Origin of the sequence: Nitratireductor sp. L15S-10 (genome assembly GCF_045011005.1) — a bacterium.
In the GTDB taxonomy this organism is placed as follows: Bacteria; Pseudomonadota; Alphaproteobacteria; order Rhizobiales; family Rhizobiaceae; genus Nitratireductor.
Genome location: NZ_CP120674.1, coordinates 304,023 through 324,169, shown reverse-complemented (window position 1 = coordinate 324,169; position 20,147 = coordinate 304,023). Strand labels below are relative to the sequence as shown.

Genomic DNA, 20,147 nt, shown 5'->3' with positions numbered 1-20,147 from the left:
GACATGACCGACAACCCCGACATCATTCTTGCGTCTGGCAGTGTCTTTCGCCAGAAAATGCTGCGCGATGCCGGAGTGACGTTCCGCGTGGAGCGCTCGCAGATCGACGAGCGCGCCGTGGAAAAGGCCCTGGAGGGCAGTGGTTCTGACCCCGAAACCGTCGCGCAAATTCTCGCTGAAGCCAAGGCCATCGACGTTTCCGAACGAGAGCCGGGCGCTTTGGTGATTGGTGCCGATCAGACGCTTTCGCTGGGCGATGAGGTGTTTCATAAGCCGGCTGATATGGAGGGCGCGCGCCGCCACCTTCTGAAGCTTTCCGGTCGTACGCATCAGCTCAACAGTGCTGTGGTCATTGCACGCGATGGCGAGGTGATCTGGCGGCATGTGGGCGTTGCCCGCCTCACCATGCGTGACCTCGATCCCGGCTTTGTCGGCAGACACCTCTCCAATGTGGGAGAAAAGGCGCTCGCAAGCGTCGGCGCTTATCAGATCGAGGGCGAAGGGATTCAGCTTTTCGAGAAGATTGAGGGCGACACGTTCACCATCGTCGGCCTTCCGCTTTTGCCTTTGCTTGCCGAGCTTCGCAGCCTGGGAGCCATTGATGGCTGAGATCCGCGCTTTTGTTTGCGGTCATCCGATCGCCCACTCGCGTTCGCCACTCATTCACGGATTCTGGCTTGAACAGCACGGCATCGACGGCAGCTATGAAAGGCTTGACGTTGCGCCACTTGATTTCCGTGGATTTCTCGATGATTTGCGAGCGACCGGGTATGCTGGGGGCAATGTCACCCTGCCCCACAAGGAAGCGGCCTTCTCGGCGGTTGATGGCCGCGATGAGGCAGCGGAGATGATCGGTGCGGTCAACACGCTCTGGTTTGAATCCGGCAAACTGATTGGTGGAAACACGGACGCTTATGGCTTCGCCGCACATTTGAGCGCCAGCGCACCGGGCTGGGCTGATGGCCAAACGGCAGTCGTGCTCGGCGCGGGTGGTGCGGCACGTGCCATCGTCCATGCCATTCATAAAGCCGGCTACAAGAAGATCTGCATCGTCAATCGCACACTTGCCCGCGCACAGGAACTCGCGACCCGCTTCGGCAAAAGCGTCAGCGCTCACAATTGGGCGGAAATACCTGCGCTTCTTGGCAGAGCGGACCTCGTGGTCAATACCAGCTCGCTCGGTATGACCGGTCAGCCACCGCTGGATATTTCGCTCGTCCCTCTGCCGGAGGGCGCAATTGTCAGCGATATCGTTTATGCCCCGCTAAAGACTGACCTTTTGGCTGCTGCTGAGCAGCGTGGGCTGAAAGCGGTCGATGGTCTCGGCATGTTGTTGCATCAGGCCGTGCCTGGTTTCGAGCGCTGGTTCGGTGTCCGGCCAGACGTGACGGATGCGCTGCGGTTGCACGTGCTTGCAGGTGGAGATTCGGCATGACAATCGTTCTCGGCCTGACCGGCTCCATTGGCATGGGAAAATCGACCACGGGCAGGATGTTCATGGACGAGGGTATCCCGGTTCACGATGCCGATGCGGCGGTTCATCGTCTATACACTGGCGTCGCCGCGCCGCTGATCGAGGCGCGCTTTCCCGGAACCGTGATCGAGGGCACGGTCGACCGGGCCCGCCTTGCCGAAGCGGTGATGGGCAAGCCGGAAGCCTTCAAAGCTCTGGAAGAGATCGTCCATCCCCTTGTACGTCAGGATGCCGATGATTTCGTCGCCGGTCACCGGGAGAATGCCACACCCCTCGTCGTGCTCGATATACCGCTTCTTTTCGAGACTGGCGGGGAAGATCGTGTCGACCGCATCGTCGTGGTAACCGCCCCTGCGGAAGAGCAGCGCAGACGTGTCCTTTCTCGTCCTGGCATGACGGAAGAGAAGTTCGCGGCGATTCTCGCACGACAGGTGCCTGACGCGGAAAAACGCAGACGCGCGGATTTCATTATTGATACGGGCGAGGGCATGGAACCGGCGCGTCAGGCTGTGAAAGCCGTGATAAGTGAACTTTCCCCAGCGGATTAGGATGCAACCTGACGGCAACCTTGCGTCTACCGCAGCGGGTGCGCATGTTGATTTGGTCCGACCTTCGGAGTGTGGGAATGCGCGAAATCGTTTTTGATACGGAAACCACGGGTCTTGATCCCAATGAGGACCGGGTGATCGAGCTTGGCTGTGTCGAACTGGATAACCGGTTTCCGACGGGCCGCTCACTCCATCATTTCATCAATGCTCAGGGCCGCTCGGTTCATCCTGAAGCGCAGGCGGTACACGGCATTTCCGACGCGGATCTGGCTGACAAACCGGTGTTTGGAGCGATTCTCGATGAGTTTCTCGAATTCATCGATGGCGCAAAGCTCGTCGCGCACAACGCAAATTTCGACATCGGCTTCATTAATGCCGAGTTCGACCGGCTTGGTGTGCCGCCGGTGGATCCCGCTCTGGTCGTTGATACACTGGCGATCGCACGGCGCAAACATCCGATGGGTCCGAACTCGCTTGATGCGCTCTGCCGCCGCTACGGGATCGACAACAGCCACCGTACCAAGCACGGAGCTCTGCTCGACGCCGAGCTTCTCGCCGAGGTGTATATCGAACTTATCGGCGGAAAGCAGGCCGCACTCGGACTTGAAGTCTCGTCCGGTGGCGATGATGCGGGGCAGGATGCGAACCATGGCTCGGTGAGAGTTTCAGCAAGGCCTGTACCCTTACCCCCCAGGATTAGCGAAGCCGAGCGGGCGGCGCATGAAGCGCTGATCGAGAAGCTCGGTGAAAAATCCCTGTGGCACGCTTTGCGCACCTGAACTGCTCTGTCTCAATGCGCCCGGCATCGGGCGTTGCCCAGAGTGTTTTATTTTAACCACAGTGCTTGATTTTAAAATGAAACGGGGCAGCGCCCGAAAGCACCGCCCCGTCTGAAAACCTGGAAATGGCTGGTTCAGGAAACCTGAACCTGCCCCTTCGCCTGTTCCTCGGCAACACGCTGCTGGAACATGCGGGCAAAATCGATCGGATCGATCATCAGCGGCGGGAAGCCACCTGCACGCGTCGTATCCGCGATGACCTGACGGGCAAACGGGAACAGCAGACGCGGGCATTCGATGAAGAGAACCGGAAGCATGTGTTCCTGGGGGAACCCGGCAACCCGGAAGACACCGCCATAGATCAGCTCGACATTGAACAGGACTTTGCCTTCTGCCTCGGCCTTGGCATTAAGCGTCAGCACCACGTCATAGTCCGTGTCGCCGAGCGGGTTGGCATTGACATTGACATTGATGTTGATCGCCGGTGCCTCGGAACGGCCACGCAGCGACTGCGGAGCGCCAGGGCTTTCGAAGGAAAGATCCTTCACATACTGAGTCAGCACATTGAGAGAGGGCTGAGCGCCATTGCCTGCCTTGGCAGCTTCGGTCTTTTCTTCTGGTTTCTTCGCCATGCGTCTATTCCTCAAGCGTGGTTCGGCAGCCGCCGCGGCTCCCCTTTTTTGAATTTGCCTGCTCGCTAGCATGGGCATTGGCGCATGACAAGGCGGCGCCAGGTCCGGAAACTAGTCCTGATCGGGTTTGCGCCATGGTGATTCGTGGTTTCCCGTATGGCTGTAATCGTCCTCTGAGAGATCGATTGTCTGAGCGCCGCGGTCAGGCCGATAGGCCGAGGTGGGTCCCGTACCATGCGGTGCCGGATCGCCAAGGATCACGATGCGGTTGCGCAGGAATGACCAGCCCGCCTCGCGGATCGCCGGGACAAAGAGCAGGAAACCCAGCGTGTCGGTGACGAAGCCCGGGGTCAACAGCAGCACCCCGGCAACCATGATCATCATGCCATGGACAAGATCCCGGCCTGGCACACCACCCTCATTCATGGTTTCCTGGATTCGGCGAACAACGCCAAATCCCTGAATCCGGAGCAGGATGGAGCCGGCAATGGCCGTCACGACCACGAGACCGAGCGTGGGAAAGACACCAATCTGGCTGCCGACCACGACAAAGGTCGCGATTTCTGCGAGCGGTATGGCGAGAAGCAGGAAGGGGACGAGGGAAAAGCGCACGAACCTGTTAGCCTTGTTGCGTGTTTCAGCCGATTCTGACCGTTCCATGCTGGCCAGTTGAGAAAACATAGGTATTCTGACCGGAAATTTGAATGATGGCTCTCTGCGTTCTATATGATTTCCAGTAGGGACGGGATGCCGTCGCCTCTGCGCCTGCCCCGAGCCGGCAGGTGCTGTGGACCATAGTGGCTCGTTTGGCTGGACGTTATGGAATTCTTCGATTTCGGCACGATTTTCTTCCTGATTGCCGCTGTGGTGATCTTTTTCCAGTTGCGCAATGTGCTGGGCCGGCGCACGGGCAATGAGCGTCCACCGTTCGATCCTTACACGGCTGGACGCAATGCTTCCCGGAAAGAACAGGCCGCCGACGGCGAAAACGTGGTTTCTCTACCGCGGCGTAAAGGCGCTGCGGAACCTGACCAGACCTATGCCGATATCGACAGGGTGGCCAAGCCCGGCACCGAACTGAACAGGGGAATGCGCGCCATACGGGATGCCGACCCGTCCTTTGCCCCCAAAAGCTTCGTTGAGGGCGCAAAGATGGCCTATGAGATGATTGTCATGGCTTTTGCAGATGGTGATCGTCGTACGTTGAAGAACCTGCTTTCCCGTGAGGTCTACGAGGGTTTTGTTTCTGCCATCGACGAACGCGAGAAGCGCAACGAGAAGATTGAATCCTCATTTGTCGGCATTGATGACATGACCATCATCGCAGCCGAGATGAAGGGCTCCGAGGCACACGTTACCTTGCGCATTGTCAGCGAACTCATCTCTGCCACGCGCGACAGCGCCGGCGAGGTGATCGACGGCGATCCGGAGACGGTGGCTGAGGTCAAGGACGTCTGGACTTTCGCGCGTGATACGCGTTCCCGCGATCCCAACTGGAAGCTCGTCGCCACCGAAGCCGAGGATTGATCCTTGCCAGGCGAAGCGTCGTGTACGGCCGCACCCTTTGCGGCGCTTTCGCCAGGCTTTGAACGCCTCTCGTTCGAAGATGTGCCGGGATGGCAGCAGGACACTGTAGTCGACGCCTTTCATGCCTTTGCCCGCTCGGCGGCCCATGTCGAGACAAAGCCATATCGTTCGGGCTCTCTCGGTATTGTCCTTTCCGCCTTTGCCCCTGCGTACACGGCAGCGCGTGCCATGTTGGATGCCCCGGATGCCGATGAGCGGGCAGCGCGCGCCTTCTTTGAAGATCACTTCATTCCCTGTCGCATCAGGTCGGAGGATGGAGGCCCGGGTTTCGTAACCGGTTACTACGAACCGGAAGTCGAGGCCTCGCGCGTCAAAACCGGACGCTTCCATGTCCCCCTCTATCGGCGTCCGCGCGATCTGGTTGATGTCGATGACAGCAACAGGCCTCGTGATCTGGATCCCTATTTCGCCTTTGCCAGAGAGACGGACAGCGGTCTGGTTGCATACCATGATCGGGGCGCAATCGATCGCGGTGCCTTGACGGGCCGCGGGTTGGAGCTTGTCTGGTTGGACGACAGGGTCGATGCCTATTTCATCCACGTCCAGGGCGCAGCGCGACTGCGTCTCCAGGATGGATCGGTAATGCGTGTCACCTATGCCGCCAAGTCCGGTCACTATTTCACAGGCGCGGGAAAGGTGCTCATCGAACTCGGTGAACTCTCTCCGGAAGCGGTGACGATGCAAAGCATTAGGGCGTGGTTTTCGGAGAATCCCGACCGTATCGACGAAATTCTGTGGCAGAATCGCTCATTCATCTTCTTTCGGGAGACACAGGTAGGCGATAGCGAATTGGGGCCCGTCGCCGCCGCAAAGGTTCAACTGACACCCGGGCGCTCGATTGCGGTTGATCGGCTCCTTCACACATTTGGCACACCCTTTTTCATCGACGCGCCGGATCTTCGTGCAGTGGATGGGGGGCCGCTCCGCCGCCTGATGATCGCCCAGGATACGGGTTCGGCGATTACAGGGCAGGCACGCGCCGATCTTTTCATCGGCAGCGGATTCGCTGCCGGAGAGGTCGCCGGCGGAATCCGCCATAAAGCGGATTTCTATGCACTGGTTCCGCGCACACTCCTGGGAGGCTGATCAATGACCAGCCTCCCACCCAAACGACTGAGCATGGAAGACCGCATTCTTTGGAACCGGGTGGCGCGGTCAACCGAGCCGCTAAAGGGAAAAATGCTGGAAGAGGCGTCGGAGCCTACCGACGACACGATGGCAGAACTTTCCCGCCTTGTTGCAAAGGACACGAGCAGCAAGAGCCCTGCCAGGCCGGCGCTCAGGGAGACACCCCAGCCGAAAGCGCATCCCACACGGCGGATAGACAAGCCTACTCATACCAAGCTCGCACGGGGCCGGCTTGCGTTGGAAGGCCGCGTGGATCTGCACGGGCTGACGCAGCCTGAAGCGCATAGCCTTCTCCTTTCCTTCCTGAGCCGGGCCCATGCGGATGGTGTGCGCCATGTGTTGGTCATCACCGGAAAGGGAGCTTCGTTCGGAAGTGACGGCGTGTTGCGGCGTGCCGTTCCGCAATGGCTTGCAACGCCGCCATTTTCCACCCTTGTCAGCGGAATCGACGAGGCGAGCCGCCGGCATGGTGGGGGCGGTGCGTTTTATGTTCGGCTGAAACGCAAACACAGGAGCGGGATGTGACACCGCTTGGGGAGAAAATCCGGCGCCTTCGCAGGGAACGCGGCGTTAGCCAGAAGGAAATGGCGGCTGCCATTGGTGTGAGCGCCGCCTATCTCTCGTCTCTGGAACATGGCCGCGCCAGCCCACCCAACTGGGCAATGGTTCAGAAGATCATTGGCTATTTCAACGTGATATGGGACGACGCAGACGAGATGCAGCGCATCGCGGAGCTCTCCCATCCGCGTGTTGTGGTGGACACGGCAAGGCTTTCTCCCAATGCGACCGAGCTCGCCAATCTCCTGGCGGCGCATATAGGTTCTTTGAAAAACGCCGAGATAGACCTGCTGCTGAAGCAGTTGCGTGATATCACCGGGGACCGCGCGGCCAGCAAAAAATAGAATATGTCACGAGTCCTGGAATAGCGCCTTCAGCTCGTCCAGCTTGTCGTTCACCAGCCAGCCATAATAGTTTTCTTCGGGAAGCTTGACCCGCTGCCCCTTAGCCCGGCGAATGCGGTTTTCGGCCGCGAGCCGCGCGGCGCGCGCCTCGGGATTTCCAAGATTGTAAAGCGTTGCCGTAATGCCGGGATTCCCGGAAATGTCGAAATCGGCAATGCGCTTATAAGCGGAGATGGACTTTTTCACGGTCGCCGCGACATAGGCGAGCGACTTATCCGGGTCCATGATGGTCTGGTAAACTTCCTGCGGGTTGTCATGGCTGATCCGTCTGAATCCGGAGACCTTGTGCACCATGTCGGTCATTTTAAGCGCGGTCAGCGGATTGAGCTGGCCAATACCAAAGGTCTGACCGGCATAGAAGGGCTGGAAGAAAACCGCGCCGAAACGATCATTCGGCCATTTTGTTCCATCCACGCTCTTGCCGCGAAACGCTTTGTCCCACACTGCCTCGCGACAGCTCCATAGTTCGTAGCTGCCATTTTCCTTCTCGCATTCGGCGAACTCGGGTCGCTTTATGAATTGCCCAACGGTCTCACCGCCATGGGAAAACGAGAAATCGCTCTTCAGATAGGAGATTGCCTTCACATAGTAGGTTTGCAGGCGGTCGTAGGCATCCACATTGTAGGTGTGTTCGCCGACGATAGCGCCGACCATGTGAACGGGATCGATCTGATACCGGGCGGAAATGGAGCGGATCTTGGAAACCAGCCCACTGTCGTTCTTCAGAAGCTGATAGACCTTTCCATATTTGGCATCATAAGTGGTTTGCGCAGACTTGGTGCGTTTTGCGGAAACCCCGGGTATGGGGGGCTGTTCGGCATTGCGATTGCCTTCGGGCACCAGGTTTGCCGCTGCCACAGGCAAATTGCCGGCGCCCATCAAGCCGGCGCAAATGCCAATAACCAATCGAGCCCGTGATGCCATGTCGCGCCGCTTGCGCCCCCGGTGCATTCTTTTTTTGGATGAAGCGCAAGTTAGGCAAAGCCTGTCAGCAAGTCGAGAGGCATTCGGATCCCTGGCGCGATGACATCGCGACCGCGGCAGAGATGTCACACTTGAAAAAGCGGTTTCACGGCCCCGTCCCGGCGGGCCATGAAACCGCGTCTGCCTAGAGTATGAAGCGCGACAGGTCTGTGTTTCTGGCCAGATCGCCGACATTCTCGTCGACATAATCTGCATCGATCTTGAGTGCGCTACCCGAGCGGTCGGGCGCATCGAAAGATATCTCGTCGAGCACACGTTCCATCACCGTCTGCAACCGGCGGGCTCCGATGTTCTCGACGGTCGCGTTGAGGTCGACAGCGATGGCCGCCAGCCGGTCGATGGCATCGTCAGTGAACTCCAGGGTCACGCCTTCCGTCTCCATCAGCGCCACATACTGCTTGATGAGGCTCGCTTCGGTTTCCGTCAGGATGCGGCGGAAATCGTCCTTCTCCAATGCCCGCAGTTCAACGCGGATCGGCAGCCTGCCCTGAAGCTCCGGCAGAAGATCCGATGGCTTGGAGACATGGAACGCACCGGAGGCGATGAAGAGGATGTGATCGGTCTTCACCGGCCCGTATTTTGTCGCAACCGTGGTGCCTTCCACCAGCGGAAGCAGATCGCGCTGTACACCTTCGCGCGAAACGCCCGCCCCCACGCCGCCCTCGCGGGTGGCGATCTTGTCAATCTCGTCGAGAAAGACGATGCCATCGTTCTGCGCCGATTCCAGAGCCCGCTGGGTCACTTCGTCCTGGTCAAGAAGCTTGTCGGATTCATCGGCGATCAGGAGTTCGTAGGATTCCTTGACCGTCGTCTTGCGCTTCTTGGTCTGCTGGCCGCCCATGGCCTTCTGCAGCATGTCGTTGATGTTCAGAACGCCGATATTGGCGCCCGGCATGCCGGGAAGCTCGAAACCGGGCATGCCGCCACCGGAATCGGAAACCTCCACCTCGATTTCCTTGTCGTCCAGCTCGCCACTGCGCAGCTTCTTGCGGAAACTGTCTTTCGTGGCGGGGCTTGCCGTTTTGCCAACCAGCGCTTCAAGAACCCGCTCTTCGGCGTTCATATGAGCCCGCGCCTTGACATTCTCGCGCATCTTCTCGCGTGTCAGCCCGATTGAAACCTCGACCAGGTCGCGGATGATCTGTTCCACATCGCGTCCGACATAACCGACCTCGGTGAATTTCGTTGCCTCGACCTTCACAAACGGCGCACCGGCGAGCTTGGCCAGGCGTCTGGAAATTTCGGTCTTGCCGACGCCGGTGGGGCCGATCATGAGGATGTTCTTGGGCATCACCTCTTCGCGCAGCTTGGGTTCAAGCTGCTGCCGGCGCCAGCGATTGCGCAGCGCGATGGCCACGGCGCGCTTGGCATCCTTCTGGCCGATAATGTAGCGATCGAGTTCGGAAACGATCTCGCGCGGGGAAAATGTGGTCATGTGTCCGTCTCGTTGTTCTTGTCGTATTGCATGATGAGAGCGCTTCCGGAGCGTCCTTCGAGATGGGGGATCGGTCGGAAGCCCGCTTTCTCGTAGGCACGCACGGCACGGCTATTTTCGCGCTCCGGGTCGATCACGATGTTGGTATATCCCTTGCCCACAAGCCGATGGACCATCTGCTTCACCGAGCGGCTGCCGATACCTCTGGAAAGAAGCGCTTCTTCGCCGATAGACAAATCAACGCCCACGGCATCGTCCGGCAACTCGGCCACCCAGGGCTCATCCACAAGGATTTCGGGGCCCCTGTTGTCAGCTACAAACCAGTACTGGATGTAGCCAATGGGGTTCCCATCCAGAAGGATCAGAAAAGGCCGGGAGCTATCGCGCCCTTCCACCATATCGCGGATATACTCTAGCTCCGTCTCGGGTTCGCCCCACCATCGCCGCACGTGCGGTCGGTGGAGCCAGTCAAGCAGGAGCGGATAGTGCTCGGCCGTGACCGGGGTAAAGTCGATCTGCCCCGGGTCACTCGGCATCGAGCGTTTCCACCACGACATTGTCATTGGTGTAGATGCAGATGGATGCGGCGATCTCCATCGCCCTGCGGGCGATCTCTTCGGCGTCCTTGTCGGTGTCGGCCAGCGCACGCGCTGCGGCGAGTGCAAAATTGCCGCCGGAACCGATGGCCATGATGCCCCCTTCCGGCTCCAGCACGTCGCCATTGCCCGTCAGCGCCAGGGTGATGTTCTTGTCGGCGACCAGCATCATCGCTTCGAGCCGGCGCAGATAGCGGTCCGTACGCCAGTCCTTGGCCAGTTCGACACAGGCACGCATCAGCTGCTCGGGATACTGTTCCAGTTTGGCCTCGAGCCGTTCGAGAAGGGTGAAGGCATCGGCCGTCGCTCCGGCAAAGCCGGCAATCACATTGCCCTTGCCGATGCGCCGCACCTTGCGCGCATTGCCCTTCATCACGGTATTGCCAAGGCTGACCTGCCCGTCCCCGGCAATCACCACCCTGCCGCCCTTGCGCACAGTGACGATTGTCGTGGCGTGCATGGAATTCTCGTTGCTCATCGCACACTCCTTTTCGTGCCGCCCGATAAGGCACGGCACCGTCAGAGCGAATATGTAAGTTCAACATCGTCGAATGCAAACGCGAGAGACGAGATTGGCGAGAGTGCTTGGCGCTGCCCGAACATGCTGCTAGAAGGCTGGCCTTCATGCAGCGCAAAGGGAAAGACCATGGCTTCCAGCAAGACGCGCACCGCCGAAATCAGCCGCAAGACCAATGAGACGGCCATTTCGGTCAAGGTTGATATCGATGGCGCCGGCCGCTTCGAGGTGGCCACCGGTGTGGGCTTTTTCGATCATATGCTGGAGCAGCTTTCCCGTCATTCGCTGATCGACATGACGGTGAAGGCCAAGGGCGATCTTCATATTGACGATCACCACACGGTGGAGGATTGCGGCATCGCGCTGGGCAAGGCGATCTCCGATGCGCTCGGCGAGCGGCGCGGCATCACCCGCTATGCTTCACTCGACCTTGCCATGGATGAATGTCTGACACGCGCGGCGATCGATGTGTCGGGGCGCCCCTTCCTTGTCTGGGATGTGGCGTTTCCGACCCAGAAGATCGGCACGTTCGACACCGAGCTGGTGCGTGAGTTCTTTCAGGCGCTGGCGCAGAACGCCGGCATCACCCTGCACGTGACCAATCACTACGGCGCCAACAGCCACCACATTGCCGAGACCTGTTTCAAGGCAGTGGCGCGTGTGCTGCGCACCGCCTGTGAGGCAGATCCGCGCCAGGGCAACGCCATACCCTCCACCAAGGGCAGCCTGAAGGGATAGGCCGATGGCAAGCTATATGGTGATGGAGCCGCCCGAGGGAGGTCCGGAACAGGCAATCCTCGTGCGCGATGGTTTTGCCCTGCTGGCCTTCATCATGCCGTTTCTCTGGTTTCTCTGGCATCGCATGTGGCTGGAGGCGCTGGCGGCTCTTGCCGCCGCCCTTCTCATTGCCGCGCTGGGAACGCTGGAAGGCTGGTCCGCGTCGGCGACGGTCGCTTCGCTGTGTCTCTCGCTCTTTCTTGCCCTCGAGGCGCGCAATTTGCGCGTCGCCATGCTCACACGGCGCGGCTGGCGTGAATGGGGAGTGGTCGATGCGACAACCCGTGACGAGGCCGAGACCCGCTATATGGCCGGGCTCTTGTCCGACGAGCCGGAAGCCCGCAGGGAAACACCACTTCCCGCTCTCCGGGAAACGCCGGGACCGGCAAGGATTGCAAGCCGTGCCAGCGAACCGGCGCTCGGTCTCTTCACCTATCCTGGAGCGCGTTGACCATGAAGGTTGCGATCATCGATTACGGTTCGGGCAATCTGCGCTCGGCCGCAAAGGCCTTTGAGCGTGCCGCTCGTGAAAACGGCATAGCGGCGGAAATCGACGTGACTGCGGATGCCGATGCTGTGCGCACTGCCGACCGGGTCGTTCTGCCGGGCGTCGGTGCCTATGCGGACTGCCGGCATGGGCTCGATGCAGTGCCCGGCATGGTCGAGGCGATAACGGATGTCGCCATCCACCAGGCGCGTCCCTTCCTCGGCATCTGCGTCGGCATGCAGCTCATGAGCGAGCGCGGGCTGGAGAAGACGGTTACGGACGGGCTTGGCTGGATCGCCGGAGATGTGGTCGAGATGACACCCTGCGACCCGGGACTGAAGATTCCGCAGATCGGCTGGAACACGATTCACGTGAAACATTCGCACCCGGTCTTCAAAGGCATCCCTACTGGAACCGACGGGTTGCATGCCTATTTCGTGCATTCCTATCACTTCGCCGCCCGCAATGAGGCGGAGGTCCTCGCCACCGCTGACTATGGTGGACCGATCACCGCCGCGGTCGCGCGGGACAATCTGGTGGGCACGCAGTTCCACCCGGAAAAGAGCCAGGCGCTTGGCCTGGCCCTGATCGCCAGTTTCCTTCGCTGGAGGCCTTAGAAACCTGGCAGCATCGGTTCTGAACTTGCCTGCTTCTGCAAGCGCATGAAGCGAGGCTGGTGCTTCTCGAATCTATCCTTAACTGGTTGATTCGGAAGCAGTCGTCGGAACACTTTAATCGCAGCTTCTTTACTGCCTGGACATTCTATCTCTTCCCATACCTCGTATAGGCGACGCGGGTCGACGTCGAAGCGTGCTTGAATGTCTCTTAGTTTCCAGCCGCAAGCCCTCAATACCCAGGACTTTACGGCGTCGGTATGTGTTAACTTGGCATGAGCCATTGCTCTTCTCCTTGGGAGGAAAATGCGGATGCCGGCCAAAGGAAGGAAGTTGACTGAGATTCAGCGATATGATTTGAAACTCCAGTAGGAAATATCCTATTGCCCTCGGCATCCAATTCGTTGCGGGCTTCAAAAAGCCGGGCCGGAATCCCGGCTTTTTGTATTTGGCGAATCGAGTCTTACGTAGGGAGCGTGAGGGAGTCCAGATTGGTTTAATGCAGATTAACAGCCGCTTATGCTTTTTGGGGATAAGTGGCCGAATGAGAATTGCAGCATCTATTCAAGTCGAACACCGCTGGATTCTTATTTTTCATTCTGAATCCCTTCCAAAAGTGCATGAACAAAAAAGGCTACTGGATCGCGCAGGTCGAGATCGCCGACCTCGAGGGCTACAGGAAATATATCGAAGCCAACGCTGTAGCCTTCGAGAAATACGGCGCGAAATTTCTGGTGCGGGGCGGGCAGTCGGTTGCGCCGGAGGAGCCGGCGGGCGATCGTCAGGTGGTCATCGAGTTCGCATCCTATGAGCAGGCGCTCGCCTGCTACCACTCGCCTGAATACCAGCATGCGATCACATTCCGGCAACCCGTTTCAAGAGCCAGGCTCAGCATTATCGAAGGCGTTTGACACATGATCCTTTTTCCCGCCATTGACCTGAAAGACGGCCAGTGCGTTCGGCTCAAACTGGGCGACATGGACGAGGCGACGGTCTACAACACCGACCCCGCCGCCCAGGCCCGCAGTTTCGAAGAGCAGGGCTTTGAATGGCTGCATGTGGTCGACCTGAACGGCGCCTTCGCCGGCGCGAGCGTCAATGGCGATGCCGTCGAGGCGATCCTGAAAGCGACGAAAAACCCGGTACAGCTCGGTGGCGGCATCCGCACGCTCGCCCATATCGAGGCCTGGCTCGACAAGGGCCTGTCGCGCGTGATCCTCGGCACTGTCGCGGTGCGCGATCCCGATCTGGTGAAGGAAGCCTGCAGGGCGTTTCCGGGCAGGATCGCCGTCGGCATTGATGCGCGCGGCGGCAAGGTGGCCGTCGAAGGCTGGGCGGAAACATCCGATCTCTCGGCCATCGAACTCGCCCGCCGGTTCGAAGGCGCAGGCGTGGCTGCGATCATCTATACCGACATCGACCGCGACGGTGTTCTGACCGGGATCAACTGGGAATCGACCATCGAGCTTGCCGATGCCGTTTCCATCCCCGTAATCGCCTCTGGCGGCCTCGCCTCCCTCGCCGACATTGTGCGGATGACCATGCCCGACGCGACCAAACTGGAAGGCGCAATCTCCGGCCGCGCGCTTTATGACGGGCGGATTGATCCGGCGGAGGCGTTGAGAGTGCTTAAGGGAGAAGCCGCGTGAGCGGTGACGGGAAGCTGAACCGGAAGACGAAAACGGCCTTCATTGTTCTTCTCGTTGTCATCCTCGTTCTTGCTGCCCTGCCCGTCCTTTCTGTCGCGTTCTCCAGCATTCTGGCGAGCTGGCATGGCTGCACGCTTCACGAGGGTTTCAGTAATCCCTGCATGATCGCCGGTGCGGATCGAGGCGACATGCTTTATACGATGTTCGTGATGGGCTGGCTGATGCTGATCAGTCTGCCTTTCGGCATGGCAGCACTGATTGCCTGGACCATTGCGCTGATGATCGCCGTGATCCAGGCGCGGAGGAAGGCAGAAATCGCATGACACTCAAAGCCCGCGTCATTCCCTGTCTCGATGTGAAGGACGGCCGCGTCGTCAAGGGCGTCAATTTCGTCGATCTGATCGATGCCGGCGATCCGGTGGAAGCGGCAAAAGCCTATGACGCCGCAGGCGCGGACGAACTCTGCTTCCTCGACATCACCGCCTCCAGCGACAACCGCGAGACGATCTTCGATGTCGTGGCGCGCACTGCCGAACAGTGCTTCATGCCGCTGACGGTGGGCGGTGGCGTGCGCGAGGTTTCCGACATCCGCAAACTTCTGCTCGCCGGAGCCGACAAGGTGTCGATCAACACAGCCGCGGTGAAGGATCCCGAGCTGGTGGCGCGCGCGGCAGACAAATTCGGCGATCAATGCATTGTTGTGGCGATAGACGCCAAGCAGGTCTCTGGTGAAGGGGAACCGCTGCGCTGGGAAATTTTCACCCATGGCGGGCGCACACCCACCGGCATTGATGCAGTGGAGTTCGCCCGAAAGGTAGTGGATCTCGGTGCCGGCGAAATCCTGCTTACTTCCATGGATCGCGATGGCACCAAGGCCGGCTACAATATCCCGCTGACGTGCGCCGTGGCCGATGCGGTGCGCGCGCCGGTGATCGCCTCGGGTGGAGTGGGCACGCTCGATCACCTGGTCGAAGGCGTGCGCGATGGGCATGCGAGCGCCGTGCTGGCCGCCTCGATCTTTCATTTCGGCACCTACACGATCGGCGAGGCCAAGGCGCATATGGCCGCCGCCGGCATTCCCATGCGGCTCGATCCCGCGCAGACCCCGGAGCAGGCATGAGCCAGTTCGACCTCACCCGCCTGGAAGCGATCATCGCCGAGCGCGCGCGTTCAGGTGACGAAAATTCATGGACGGCCAGGCTGTTTTCCAAAGGCACGTCAAAGGCTGCACAAAAGCTCGGCGAAGAAGCTGTCGAAACGGTGATTGCCGCTGTTTCGCACGACAGGCATGAGCTCGTTTCCGAAAGCGCCGATCTTCTTTATCATTGGTTGGTGGTTCTGGCTCTTGAGGGAGTCTCGCTTGATGAGGTGATGTCCGAGCTCGAGCGTCGCACGGCGCGCACGGGTGTTGAGGAAAAGGCATCCCGAAAGGGATAGATCGTTTCTGCGCAGGATGGCATCATCTGGCACATGGGCGATAGCCAGAGATCCCGGAGGGCGAAGACAGCCATGGCGGCGAGGAAGGGGGCCGCGAATTTCATGGACCAGCTTGTCTCAGGGGAGAAATACTCCCCCTATCGCATTTTCACGGCGGAAAACTGGGCGAAGTTTCGCGCCGACACGCCACTCACCCTGACCGAGGACGAGGTTCGGCGGTTGCGTTCGCTGAACGACCCCGTCGATCTGGAAGAAGTGCGCCGGATATATCTGTCCATGTCGCGGCTTCTTTCGGCTCATGTGGAGGCCACGCAGCTTCTGTTTCGCCAAAGACAGGCGTTTTTTGACAGCCAGGACGTAGTGAAATCACCCTTCATCATCGGCATCGCCGGCTCGGTGGCGGTCGGCAAGTCAACAACTGCCCGCGTTCTGCAGGAACTGCTCGCTCGCTGGCCTTCCAGCCCGAAAGTGGATCTGGTGACAACGGACGGTTTTCTCTATCCCAACGAAATTCTGCGGCGCGACAACCTCATGGAGCGGAAGGGATTCCCGGAAAGCTACGACCTTGGCGCGGTGCTGCGGTTTTTGTCTGCGATCAAGGCGGGGTTGCCAAACGTTCAGGCGCCGCTCTATTCACACCTTACCTATGACGTTCTGCCGGGCGAATTTCGCACCATCGACCGACCGGATATTCTGATTTTCGAAGGGATCAATGTCCTGCAGACACGCGATCTGCCGCAGGATGGAACAGCGGTTCCGGTTGTTTCGGACTTTTTTGATTTCTCGATTTACATCGACGCGCCGGAAGATCTGATTCATCAATGGTATGTGGACCGCTTCATGCGGCTGCGCGAAACGGCGTTCCAGAACCCCCAGTCGTTCTTTCACCGCTACGCAGCACTAAAACCCAATGCGGCGCTCGCAATTGCCGAGCAGCTCTGGGAGAACATCAACCTCAAAAATCTGCGCGAGAATATTCTTCCCACCAGGCCGCGTGCCGACCTCATTCTGCGCAAGGGCGCCAACCATTTGACGGAAGAGGTTGCGCTCAGGAAGCTGTAACGCGTCGCAGGGTCAGATTGATGCGACCTGGTGCTGAGAGCAGCGTGGACGTGCCCGGATAGATGCGGTCGACCCCGTGAAAGGCAAGTCGCCCTGCCCCGCCGAGCACCACCACATCGCCGGACTGGAGCCTGACTGACAGGGTTTTGTCGCTGCGTTTTGTTCCACCGACACGAAAGAGACAGGCATCGCCGAGGGATACTGAGATCACAGGTGCTGCGAAAGCTTCCTCATCGCGATCCTGATGCAGGCCCATCTTTGCCCCTTCGGTATAGTGGTTGACAAGGCAGGCTTCAGGCGGAGCGGGAAATTCCGCGACCTCGTTCCAAAGTGCAAGAAGCCGTGCCGGGATGGCAGGCCAGGGCTTCCCGGTGACAGGGTGCGTCTCCTGATACCGGTATCCGCGTTCCTTGTCCGTAACCCAGCCGAGCACTCCGCAATTGGTCATGCGGACACTCATTTCCTTGCCGGTCCGCGGCATGGCCGGCACGAACAGCGGCGCCTCGCGCACCACGGCGCGTATCTCGCCGAGCAGCGCCTCCTGTGCCGAGCGGTCGAGATATTCGGGCAGGTGGATCACGCCTTCGGTGAGGGTGGGCAATCAAATCTCCTTAAATCAAGTAAGGTGCATGATGCGCCGTTGCATTGATGGAGTGCGTGGTTCGACACGCTCACCACGCAGACAGCCTCGCGTAGGAAACTTACGCCTGCAAACAAAAAACGGCGACCCGAAAGCCGCCGTCTCATGCCAGATCATGACAGGTGCGATCACGCCTCGGCGAGATCGGGAATGCGCAGCACCTGGCCGGGATAGATCTTGTCCGGGTCGTCAAGCATGGGCTTGTTGGCCTCGAAGATGACGGTGTATTTCGCACCTTTGCCCTTGCCGTAATTGGCCTCGGCAATCTTCCAGAGATTGTCGCCTTTTTTTACGGTGTAGAAGACCGGTGCCTTTGCCTCGGCTGAAGCGACCTTGAGTTCGCCAGCCTCCACCTTGGAAATGCCGAGCGTGTTGCCGACCGCGACAACAGCCTTTTCAAAAGCCGACTGATCAGCCACCTCACCTTTGAGAACGACCTTGTCACCTTCCACGACCACATCGACCCTGTCGGTTCCGAGCTTGTGGGAATCGAGTTCTTTCTTCAGTTCGTCCGCTGCTGGTGGCTCTTCGTCCACCATGCCGAGCTTCTTGCCGACTGATTTGACAAAATCGAAAATGCCCATGGAAATGTCTCCGGTTAGAATTCGCTGATATTTGACGTGTATCAGCCCAAAATTTCAACTGCAAAACAGTCACTGGGCATAAGTTACGGTAGCAGGTCCGCCGGCGAGACTGTGACAATCTCAATCGAAACTGATTTTCCCGCGTAGTTTCTTGACCGATGAACGACCGGCTTTGGCCTTCAACCGGCGTTCTATCGCGGAACGAGAGGGTTTGGTCTTCTTGCGGGGTCTGGGTGGGGGTTCGGCGGCGCGGGTCAGAAGTTGGGTCAGCCGATCGCGTGCGTCGGCGCGATTCAGTTCCTGGGTGCGGTAGCGGCCTGCCTCGATGACGACCTCGCCTTCTTTGGTGGCACGGCTTCCCGCAAGCTCCAGAACCTTTTCCCGCACGCGCTGCGGTAGGCCGCGTGCTGCCCTTGCGTTGAAACGCAGCTGCACGGCGGTTGCCACCTTGTTGACGTTCTGACCGCCGGGACCGGAGGACCGGATAAACTGTTCTTCCAGCTCGTCCTCGAAAACCGTCATACCGTCCCTGATATTGAGGTCGCCCTCGGCCATCGCTCCTGTCCGCCATAATGAAAAGGCCCGGTCTTGGAGACCGGGCCTGAACATGCGCATTCAGCCAGTGGGATGCAAGCGTGCTGGTGCTATTCTGCGGCTTGTGCCATCTGCGGTGCCGCTTCGCGCACGGTGGCATCCACATGCGTTTCGAACTTTTCGAAATTGTCGATGAACATGCCGACGAGCCGGCGTGCCTGCGCATCGTAGGCTGCTTTGTCAGCCCAGGTGGAGCGCGGATCCAGCACGTTGCTTTCGATGCCCGGTACCGCCACAGGCACGGCGAAGCCGAAATGCGGGTCGGTCCGGAATTCCGCGTCGTTCAGCTCACCGCTTAATGCTGCGTTGAGCAGGCCCCGCGTCACCTTGATTGGCATACGATTGCCGACACCATACGCACCGCCGGTCCAGCCCGTGTTGACCAGCCAGCAGTCGACACCGTGACGGGCGATCAGATCGCGCAGCAGGTTCCCGTATTCGGAAGGATGACGCGGCATGAAGGGTGCCCCGAAACAGGTGGAGAAGGTGGCCTCAGGTTCCGTCACGCCCTTTTCGGTTCCGGCCACTTTTGCGGTGTAACCCGACAGGAAGTGATACATGGCCTGGGCAGGGGTGAGTTTGGCGATAGGTGGCAGGACACCGAAAGCATCCGCTGTCAGCATGATGATGTTGCTTGGATGACCGCTACGACCGGTTTCGCTTGCGTTCGGGATGAAGTGCAGCGGATAGGCGCAGCGCGTGTTTTCGGTCAGTCTGCCATCGTCAAAATCCGGCCGGCGCTCTTCATCCAGAACCACATTCTCCAGAACCGTGCCGAAACGGCGCGTGGTGGCAAAGATTTCCGGCTCGGCCTCTTCAGAAAGGCGTATCGTCTTGGCGTAGCAGCCGCCCTCGAAGTTGAAGAGGCCCGTTTCGCCCCAGCCATGCTCGTCGTCGCCGATCAGCGTCCGTGACGGATCCGCCGAAAGCGTGGTCTTGCCGGTACCCGAGAGGCCGAAGAACACGGCGGCATCGCCATCCGGTCCGACATTGGCCGAGCAGTGCATCGGCATCACGCCCTTTGCCGGCAGAATGTAGTTGAGGGCGGTGAAGACCGACTTTTTCATTTCGCCCGCATAGGAGGTACCGCCGACCAGAACGATATTGCGGGTCAGATCCACGGCGATGACGGTTTCCGTACGGCAGCCATGACGCTCCGGGTCGGCGCGGAAGGACGGCAGATCGATGATCGTCATCTCCGGCACGAAGGAGGCGAGCGCCTCCACCTCGGGCCGCAGGAGCAGATTGCGGATGAACAGCGAATGCCATGCATATTCCGTGATGACGCGCACGGGCAGGCTGTTTTCGGGATCGGCTCCGCCGACGAGATCCTGCACAAACAGATCGCGGTCGGCTGCATGGGCGATGAAATCGGCGTGAAGCGTCTCGAAATGCGCCGATGACATGGGCTTGTTGTTGTCCCACCAGACCGCATCTTCCGTCTCGGCGGTACGCACGACGAACTTGTCCTTGGCGGAGCGGCCCGTGTGCTGGCCGGTTTCCGCGACCAGGGCACCATCTGCGGTGAGTTTCGCCTCCCCGCGGCGGATCGCCTCCTCATAAAGCGCAGCCGGCTGAAAATTATAATGGACGGCACCCGTCGTTTTCAGACCATTGCTGTCGATCCCGCAAGCCGGGTTGCGCATGCCGGTTTCGTTCAT

General features: G+C 59.5%; 27 protein-coding genes. 17 read left to right on the top strand and 10 right to left on the bottom strand.

Annotated elements, in window-relative coordinates; all coding sequences use genetic code 11:
* The first annotated feature begins 3 nt into the window (after positions 1–3).
* The 4 genes from P2W41_RS01575 to dnaQ all read left to right on the top strand — a co-directional run bounded on the left by P2W41_RS01575 (position 4) and on the right by dnaQ (position 2,801).
* Positions 4–609, top strand: a complete 606-nt coding sequence (locus P2W41_RS01575) for a Maf-like protein (RefSeq protein ID WP_292898254.1) — start codon at positions 4–6, stop codon at positions 607–609.
* Entirely contained in the window at positions 602–1,435 is an 834-nt protein-coding gene (locus P2W41_RS01570; protein WP_404934115.1) for a shikimate dehydrogenase, read from the top strand. The genes P2W41_RS01575 and P2W41_RS01570 overlap by 8 nt, the downstream gene beginning before the upstream one ends.
* Positions 1,432–2,022, top strand: a complete 591-nt coding sequence (gene coaE, locus P2W41_RS01565; protein WP_404934114.1) for a dephospho-CoA kinase — start codon at positions 1,432–1,434, stop codon at positions 2,020–2,022. The genes P2W41_RS01570 and coaE overlap by 4 nt, the downstream gene beginning before the upstream one ends.
* 77 nt (positions 2,023–2,099) lie before the next feature.
* The gene (dnaQ, locus tag P2W41_RS01560) at positions 2,100–2,801 is read left to right on the top strand and encodes a DNA polymerase III subunit epsilon (protein WP_292898257.1); all 702 of its coding nucleotides are present in this window, start codon (positions 2,100–2,102) and stop codon (positions 2,799–2,801) included.
* A 134-nt stretch (positions 2,802–2,935) separates the two neighbouring features.
* Here dnaQ and secB read toward each other — a convergent pair whose 3' ends face one another.
* Positions 2,936–3,433 carry a protein-export chaperone SecB gene (secB, locus tag P2W41_RS01555; RefSeq protein ID WP_229449443.1) on the bottom strand — a complete coding sequence of 166 codons (498 nt, stop codon included), beginning with the start codon at positions 3,431–3,433 and terminating at the stop codon, positions 2,936–2,938.
* Between the two features lie 111 nt (positions 3,434–3,544).
* The gene (locus P2W41_RS01550; RefSeq protein ID WP_366931276.1) at positions 3,545–4,093 is read right to left on the bottom strand and encodes an FxsA family protein; all 549 of its coding nucleotides are present in this window, start codon (positions 4,091–4,093) and stop codon (positions 3,545–3,547) included.
* Between the two features lie 159 nt (positions 4,094–4,252).
* Here P2W41_RS01550 and P2W41_RS01545 point away from each other — a divergent pair, with 159 nt between their 5' ends.
* The 4 genes from P2W41_RS01545 to P2W41_RS01530 are packed head-to-tail and all read left to right on the top strand — an operon-like array spanning position 4,253 to position 7,050.
* Positions 4,253–4,960 (top strand): Tim44/TimA family putative adaptor protein, encoded by a 708-nt coding sequence (locus P2W41_RS01545; RefSeq protein ID WP_292898258.1) that lies wholly within the window; start codon positions 4,253–4,255, stop codon positions 4,958–4,960.
* A gap of 3 nt (positions 4,961–4,963) precedes the next feature.
* Positions 4,964–6,106 (top strand): murein transglycosylase A, encoded by a 1,143-nt coding sequence (locus P2W41_RS01540; protein WP_404934113.1) that lies wholly within the window; start codon positions 4,964–4,966, stop codon positions 6,104–6,106.
* 3 nt (positions 6,107–6,109) lie between these two features.
* Positions 6,110–6,673, top strand: coding sequence for a Smr/MutS family protein (locus tag P2W41_RS01535; RefSeq protein WP_404934112.1), 564 nt, complete (start codon positions 6,110–6,112; stop codon positions 6,671–6,673).
* Positions 6,670–7,050: a helix-turn-helix domain-containing protein gene (locus P2W41_RS01530; RefSeq protein ID WP_404934111.1), complete on the top strand. Its 381-nt coding sequence runs from the start codon at positions 6,670–6,672 to the stop codon at positions 7,048–7,050. The genes P2W41_RS01535 and P2W41_RS01530 overlap by 4 nt, the downstream gene beginning before the upstream one ends.
* Positions 7,051–7,056: 6 nt before the next feature.
* Here P2W41_RS01530 and P2W41_RS01525 read toward each other — a convergent pair whose 3' ends face one another.
* From P2W41_RS01525 to hslV, 4 genes are all read right to left on the bottom strand, one after another.
* Positions 7,057–8,034, bottom strand: coding sequence for a DUF1402 family protein (locus tag P2W41_RS01525; RefSeq protein ID WP_404934110.1), 978 nt, complete (start codon positions 8,032–8,034; stop codon positions 7,057–7,059).
* A gap of 184 nt (positions 8,035–8,218) precedes the next feature.
* Positions 8,219–9,529, bottom strand: coding sequence for an ATP-dependent protease ATPase subunit HslU (gene hslU / locus P2W41_RS01520; protein ID WP_292898262.1), 1,311 nt, complete (start codon positions 9,527–9,529; stop codon positions 8,219–8,221).
* Positions 9,526–10,065, bottom strand: a complete 540-nt coding sequence (locus P2W41_RS01515; protein WP_292898263.1) for a GNAT family N-acetyltransferase — start codon at positions 10,063–10,065, stop codon at positions 9,526–9,528. Before P2W41_RS01515 ends, hslU begins: the two co-directional genes overlap by 4 nt.
* Positions 10,055–10,603: an ATP-dependent protease subunit HslV gene (gene hslV, locus P2W41_RS01510; protein ID WP_292898264.1), complete on the bottom strand. Its 549-nt coding sequence runs from the start codon at positions 10,601–10,603 to the stop codon at positions 10,055–10,057. Before hslV ends, P2W41_RS01515 begins: the two co-directional genes overlap by 11 nt.
* A gap of 168 nt (positions 10,604–10,771) precedes the next feature.
* Between hslV and hisB the strand changes: the two genes are divergently transcribed.
* From hisB to coaA, 9 genes are all read left to right on the top strand, one after another.
* Positions 10,772–11,380, top strand: a complete 609-nt coding sequence (gene hisB, locus P2W41_RS01505; RefSeq protein WP_404934108.1) for an imidazoleglycerol-phosphate dehydratase HisB — start codon at positions 10,772–10,774, stop codon at positions 11,378–11,380.
* A 4-nt stretch (positions 11,381–11,384) separates the two neighbouring features.
* Positions 11,385–11,870, top strand: a complete 486-nt coding sequence (locus P2W41_RS01500; protein ID WP_404934107.1) for a DUF2628 domain-containing protein — start codon at positions 11,385–11,387, stop codon at positions 11,868–11,870.
* A 2-nt stretch (positions 11,871–11,872) separates the two neighbouring features.
* Positions 11,873–12,523: an imidazole glycerol phosphate synthase subunit HisH gene (gene hisH, locus P2W41_RS01495; protein WP_404934106.1), complete on the top strand. Its 651-nt coding sequence runs from the start codon at positions 11,873–11,875 to the stop codon at positions 12,521–12,523.
* Between the two features lie 617 nt (positions 12,524–13,140).
* Positions 13,141–13,431: a DUF1330 domain-containing protein gene (locus tag P2W41_RS01490; RefSeq protein ID WP_292898268.1), complete on the top strand. Its 291-nt coding sequence runs from the start codon at positions 13,141–13,143 to the stop codon at positions 13,429–13,431.
* A 3-nt stretch (positions 13,432–13,434) separates the two neighbouring features.
* Positions 13,435–14,169: a 1-(5-phosphoribosyl)-5-[(5-phosphoribosylamino)methylideneamino]imidazole-4-carboxamide isomerase gene (gene hisA, locus P2W41_RS01485; RefSeq protein ID WP_404934105.1), complete on the top strand. Its 735-nt coding sequence runs from the start codon at positions 13,435–13,437 to the stop codon at positions 14,167–14,169.
* Positions 14,166–14,492 (top strand): hypothetical protein, encoded by a 327-nt coding sequence (locus P2W41_RS01480; protein ID WP_404934104.1) that lies wholly within the window; start codon positions 14,166–14,168, stop codon positions 14,490–14,492. Before hisA ends, P2W41_RS01480 begins: the two co-directional genes overlap by 4 nt.
* On the top strand, positions 14,489–15,289 hold the full coding sequence (gene hisF / locus P2W41_RS01475) for an imidazole glycerol phosphate synthase subunit HisF (RefSeq protein WP_404934103.1): 801 nt from the start codon (positions 14,489–14,491) through the stop codon (positions 15,287–15,289). The genes P2W41_RS01480 and hisF overlap by 4 nt, the downstream gene beginning before the upstream one ends.
* On the top strand, positions 15,286–15,606 hold the full coding sequence (locus tag P2W41_RS01470) for a phosphoribosyl-ATP diphosphatase (protein ID WP_292898272.1): 321 nt from the start codon (positions 15,286–15,288) through the stop codon (positions 15,604–15,606). The genes hisF and P2W41_RS01470 overlap by 4 nt, the downstream gene beginning before the upstream one ends.
* A gap of 102 nt (positions 15,607–15,708) precedes the next feature.
* Positions 15,709–16,668 (top strand): type I pantothenate kinase, encoded by a 960-nt coding sequence (gene coaA, locus P2W41_RS01465; RefSeq protein ID WP_292899976.1) that lies wholly within the window; start codon positions 15,709–15,711, stop codon positions 16,666–16,668.
* Here the strand turns inward: coaA and P2W41_RS01460 are convergent.
* The 4 genes from P2W41_RS01460 to P2W41_RS01445 form a co-directional block, all read right to left on the bottom strand.
* Entirely contained in the window at positions 16,655–17,269 is a 615-nt protein-coding gene (locus P2W41_RS01460; protein ID WP_292898273.1) for an alpha-ketoglutarate-dependent dioxygenase AlkB, read from the bottom strand. The genes coaA and P2W41_RS01460 overlap by 14 nt on opposite strands.
* Before the next feature lie 167 nt (positions 17,270–17,436).
* Positions 17,437–17,892 carry a peptidoglycan-binding protein LysM gene (gene lysM, locus P2W41_RS01455; RefSeq protein ID WP_292898274.1) on the bottom strand — a complete coding sequence of 152 codons (456 nt, stop codon included), beginning with the start codon at positions 17,890–17,892 and terminating at the stop codon, positions 17,437–17,439.
* Between the two features lie 120 nt (positions 17,893–18,012).
* Entirely contained in the window at positions 18,013–18,447 is a 435-nt protein-coding gene (arfB, locus tag P2W41_RS01450) for an alternative ribosome rescue aminoacyl-tRNA hydrolase ArfB (protein ID WP_292898275.1), read from the bottom strand.
* Between the two features lie 89 nt (positions 18,448–18,536).
* Positions 18,537–20,147, bottom strand: a complete 1,611-nt coding sequence (locus P2W41_RS01445) for a phosphoenolpyruvate carboxykinase (protein ID WP_404934102.1) — start codon at positions 20,145–20,147, stop codon at positions 18,537–18,539.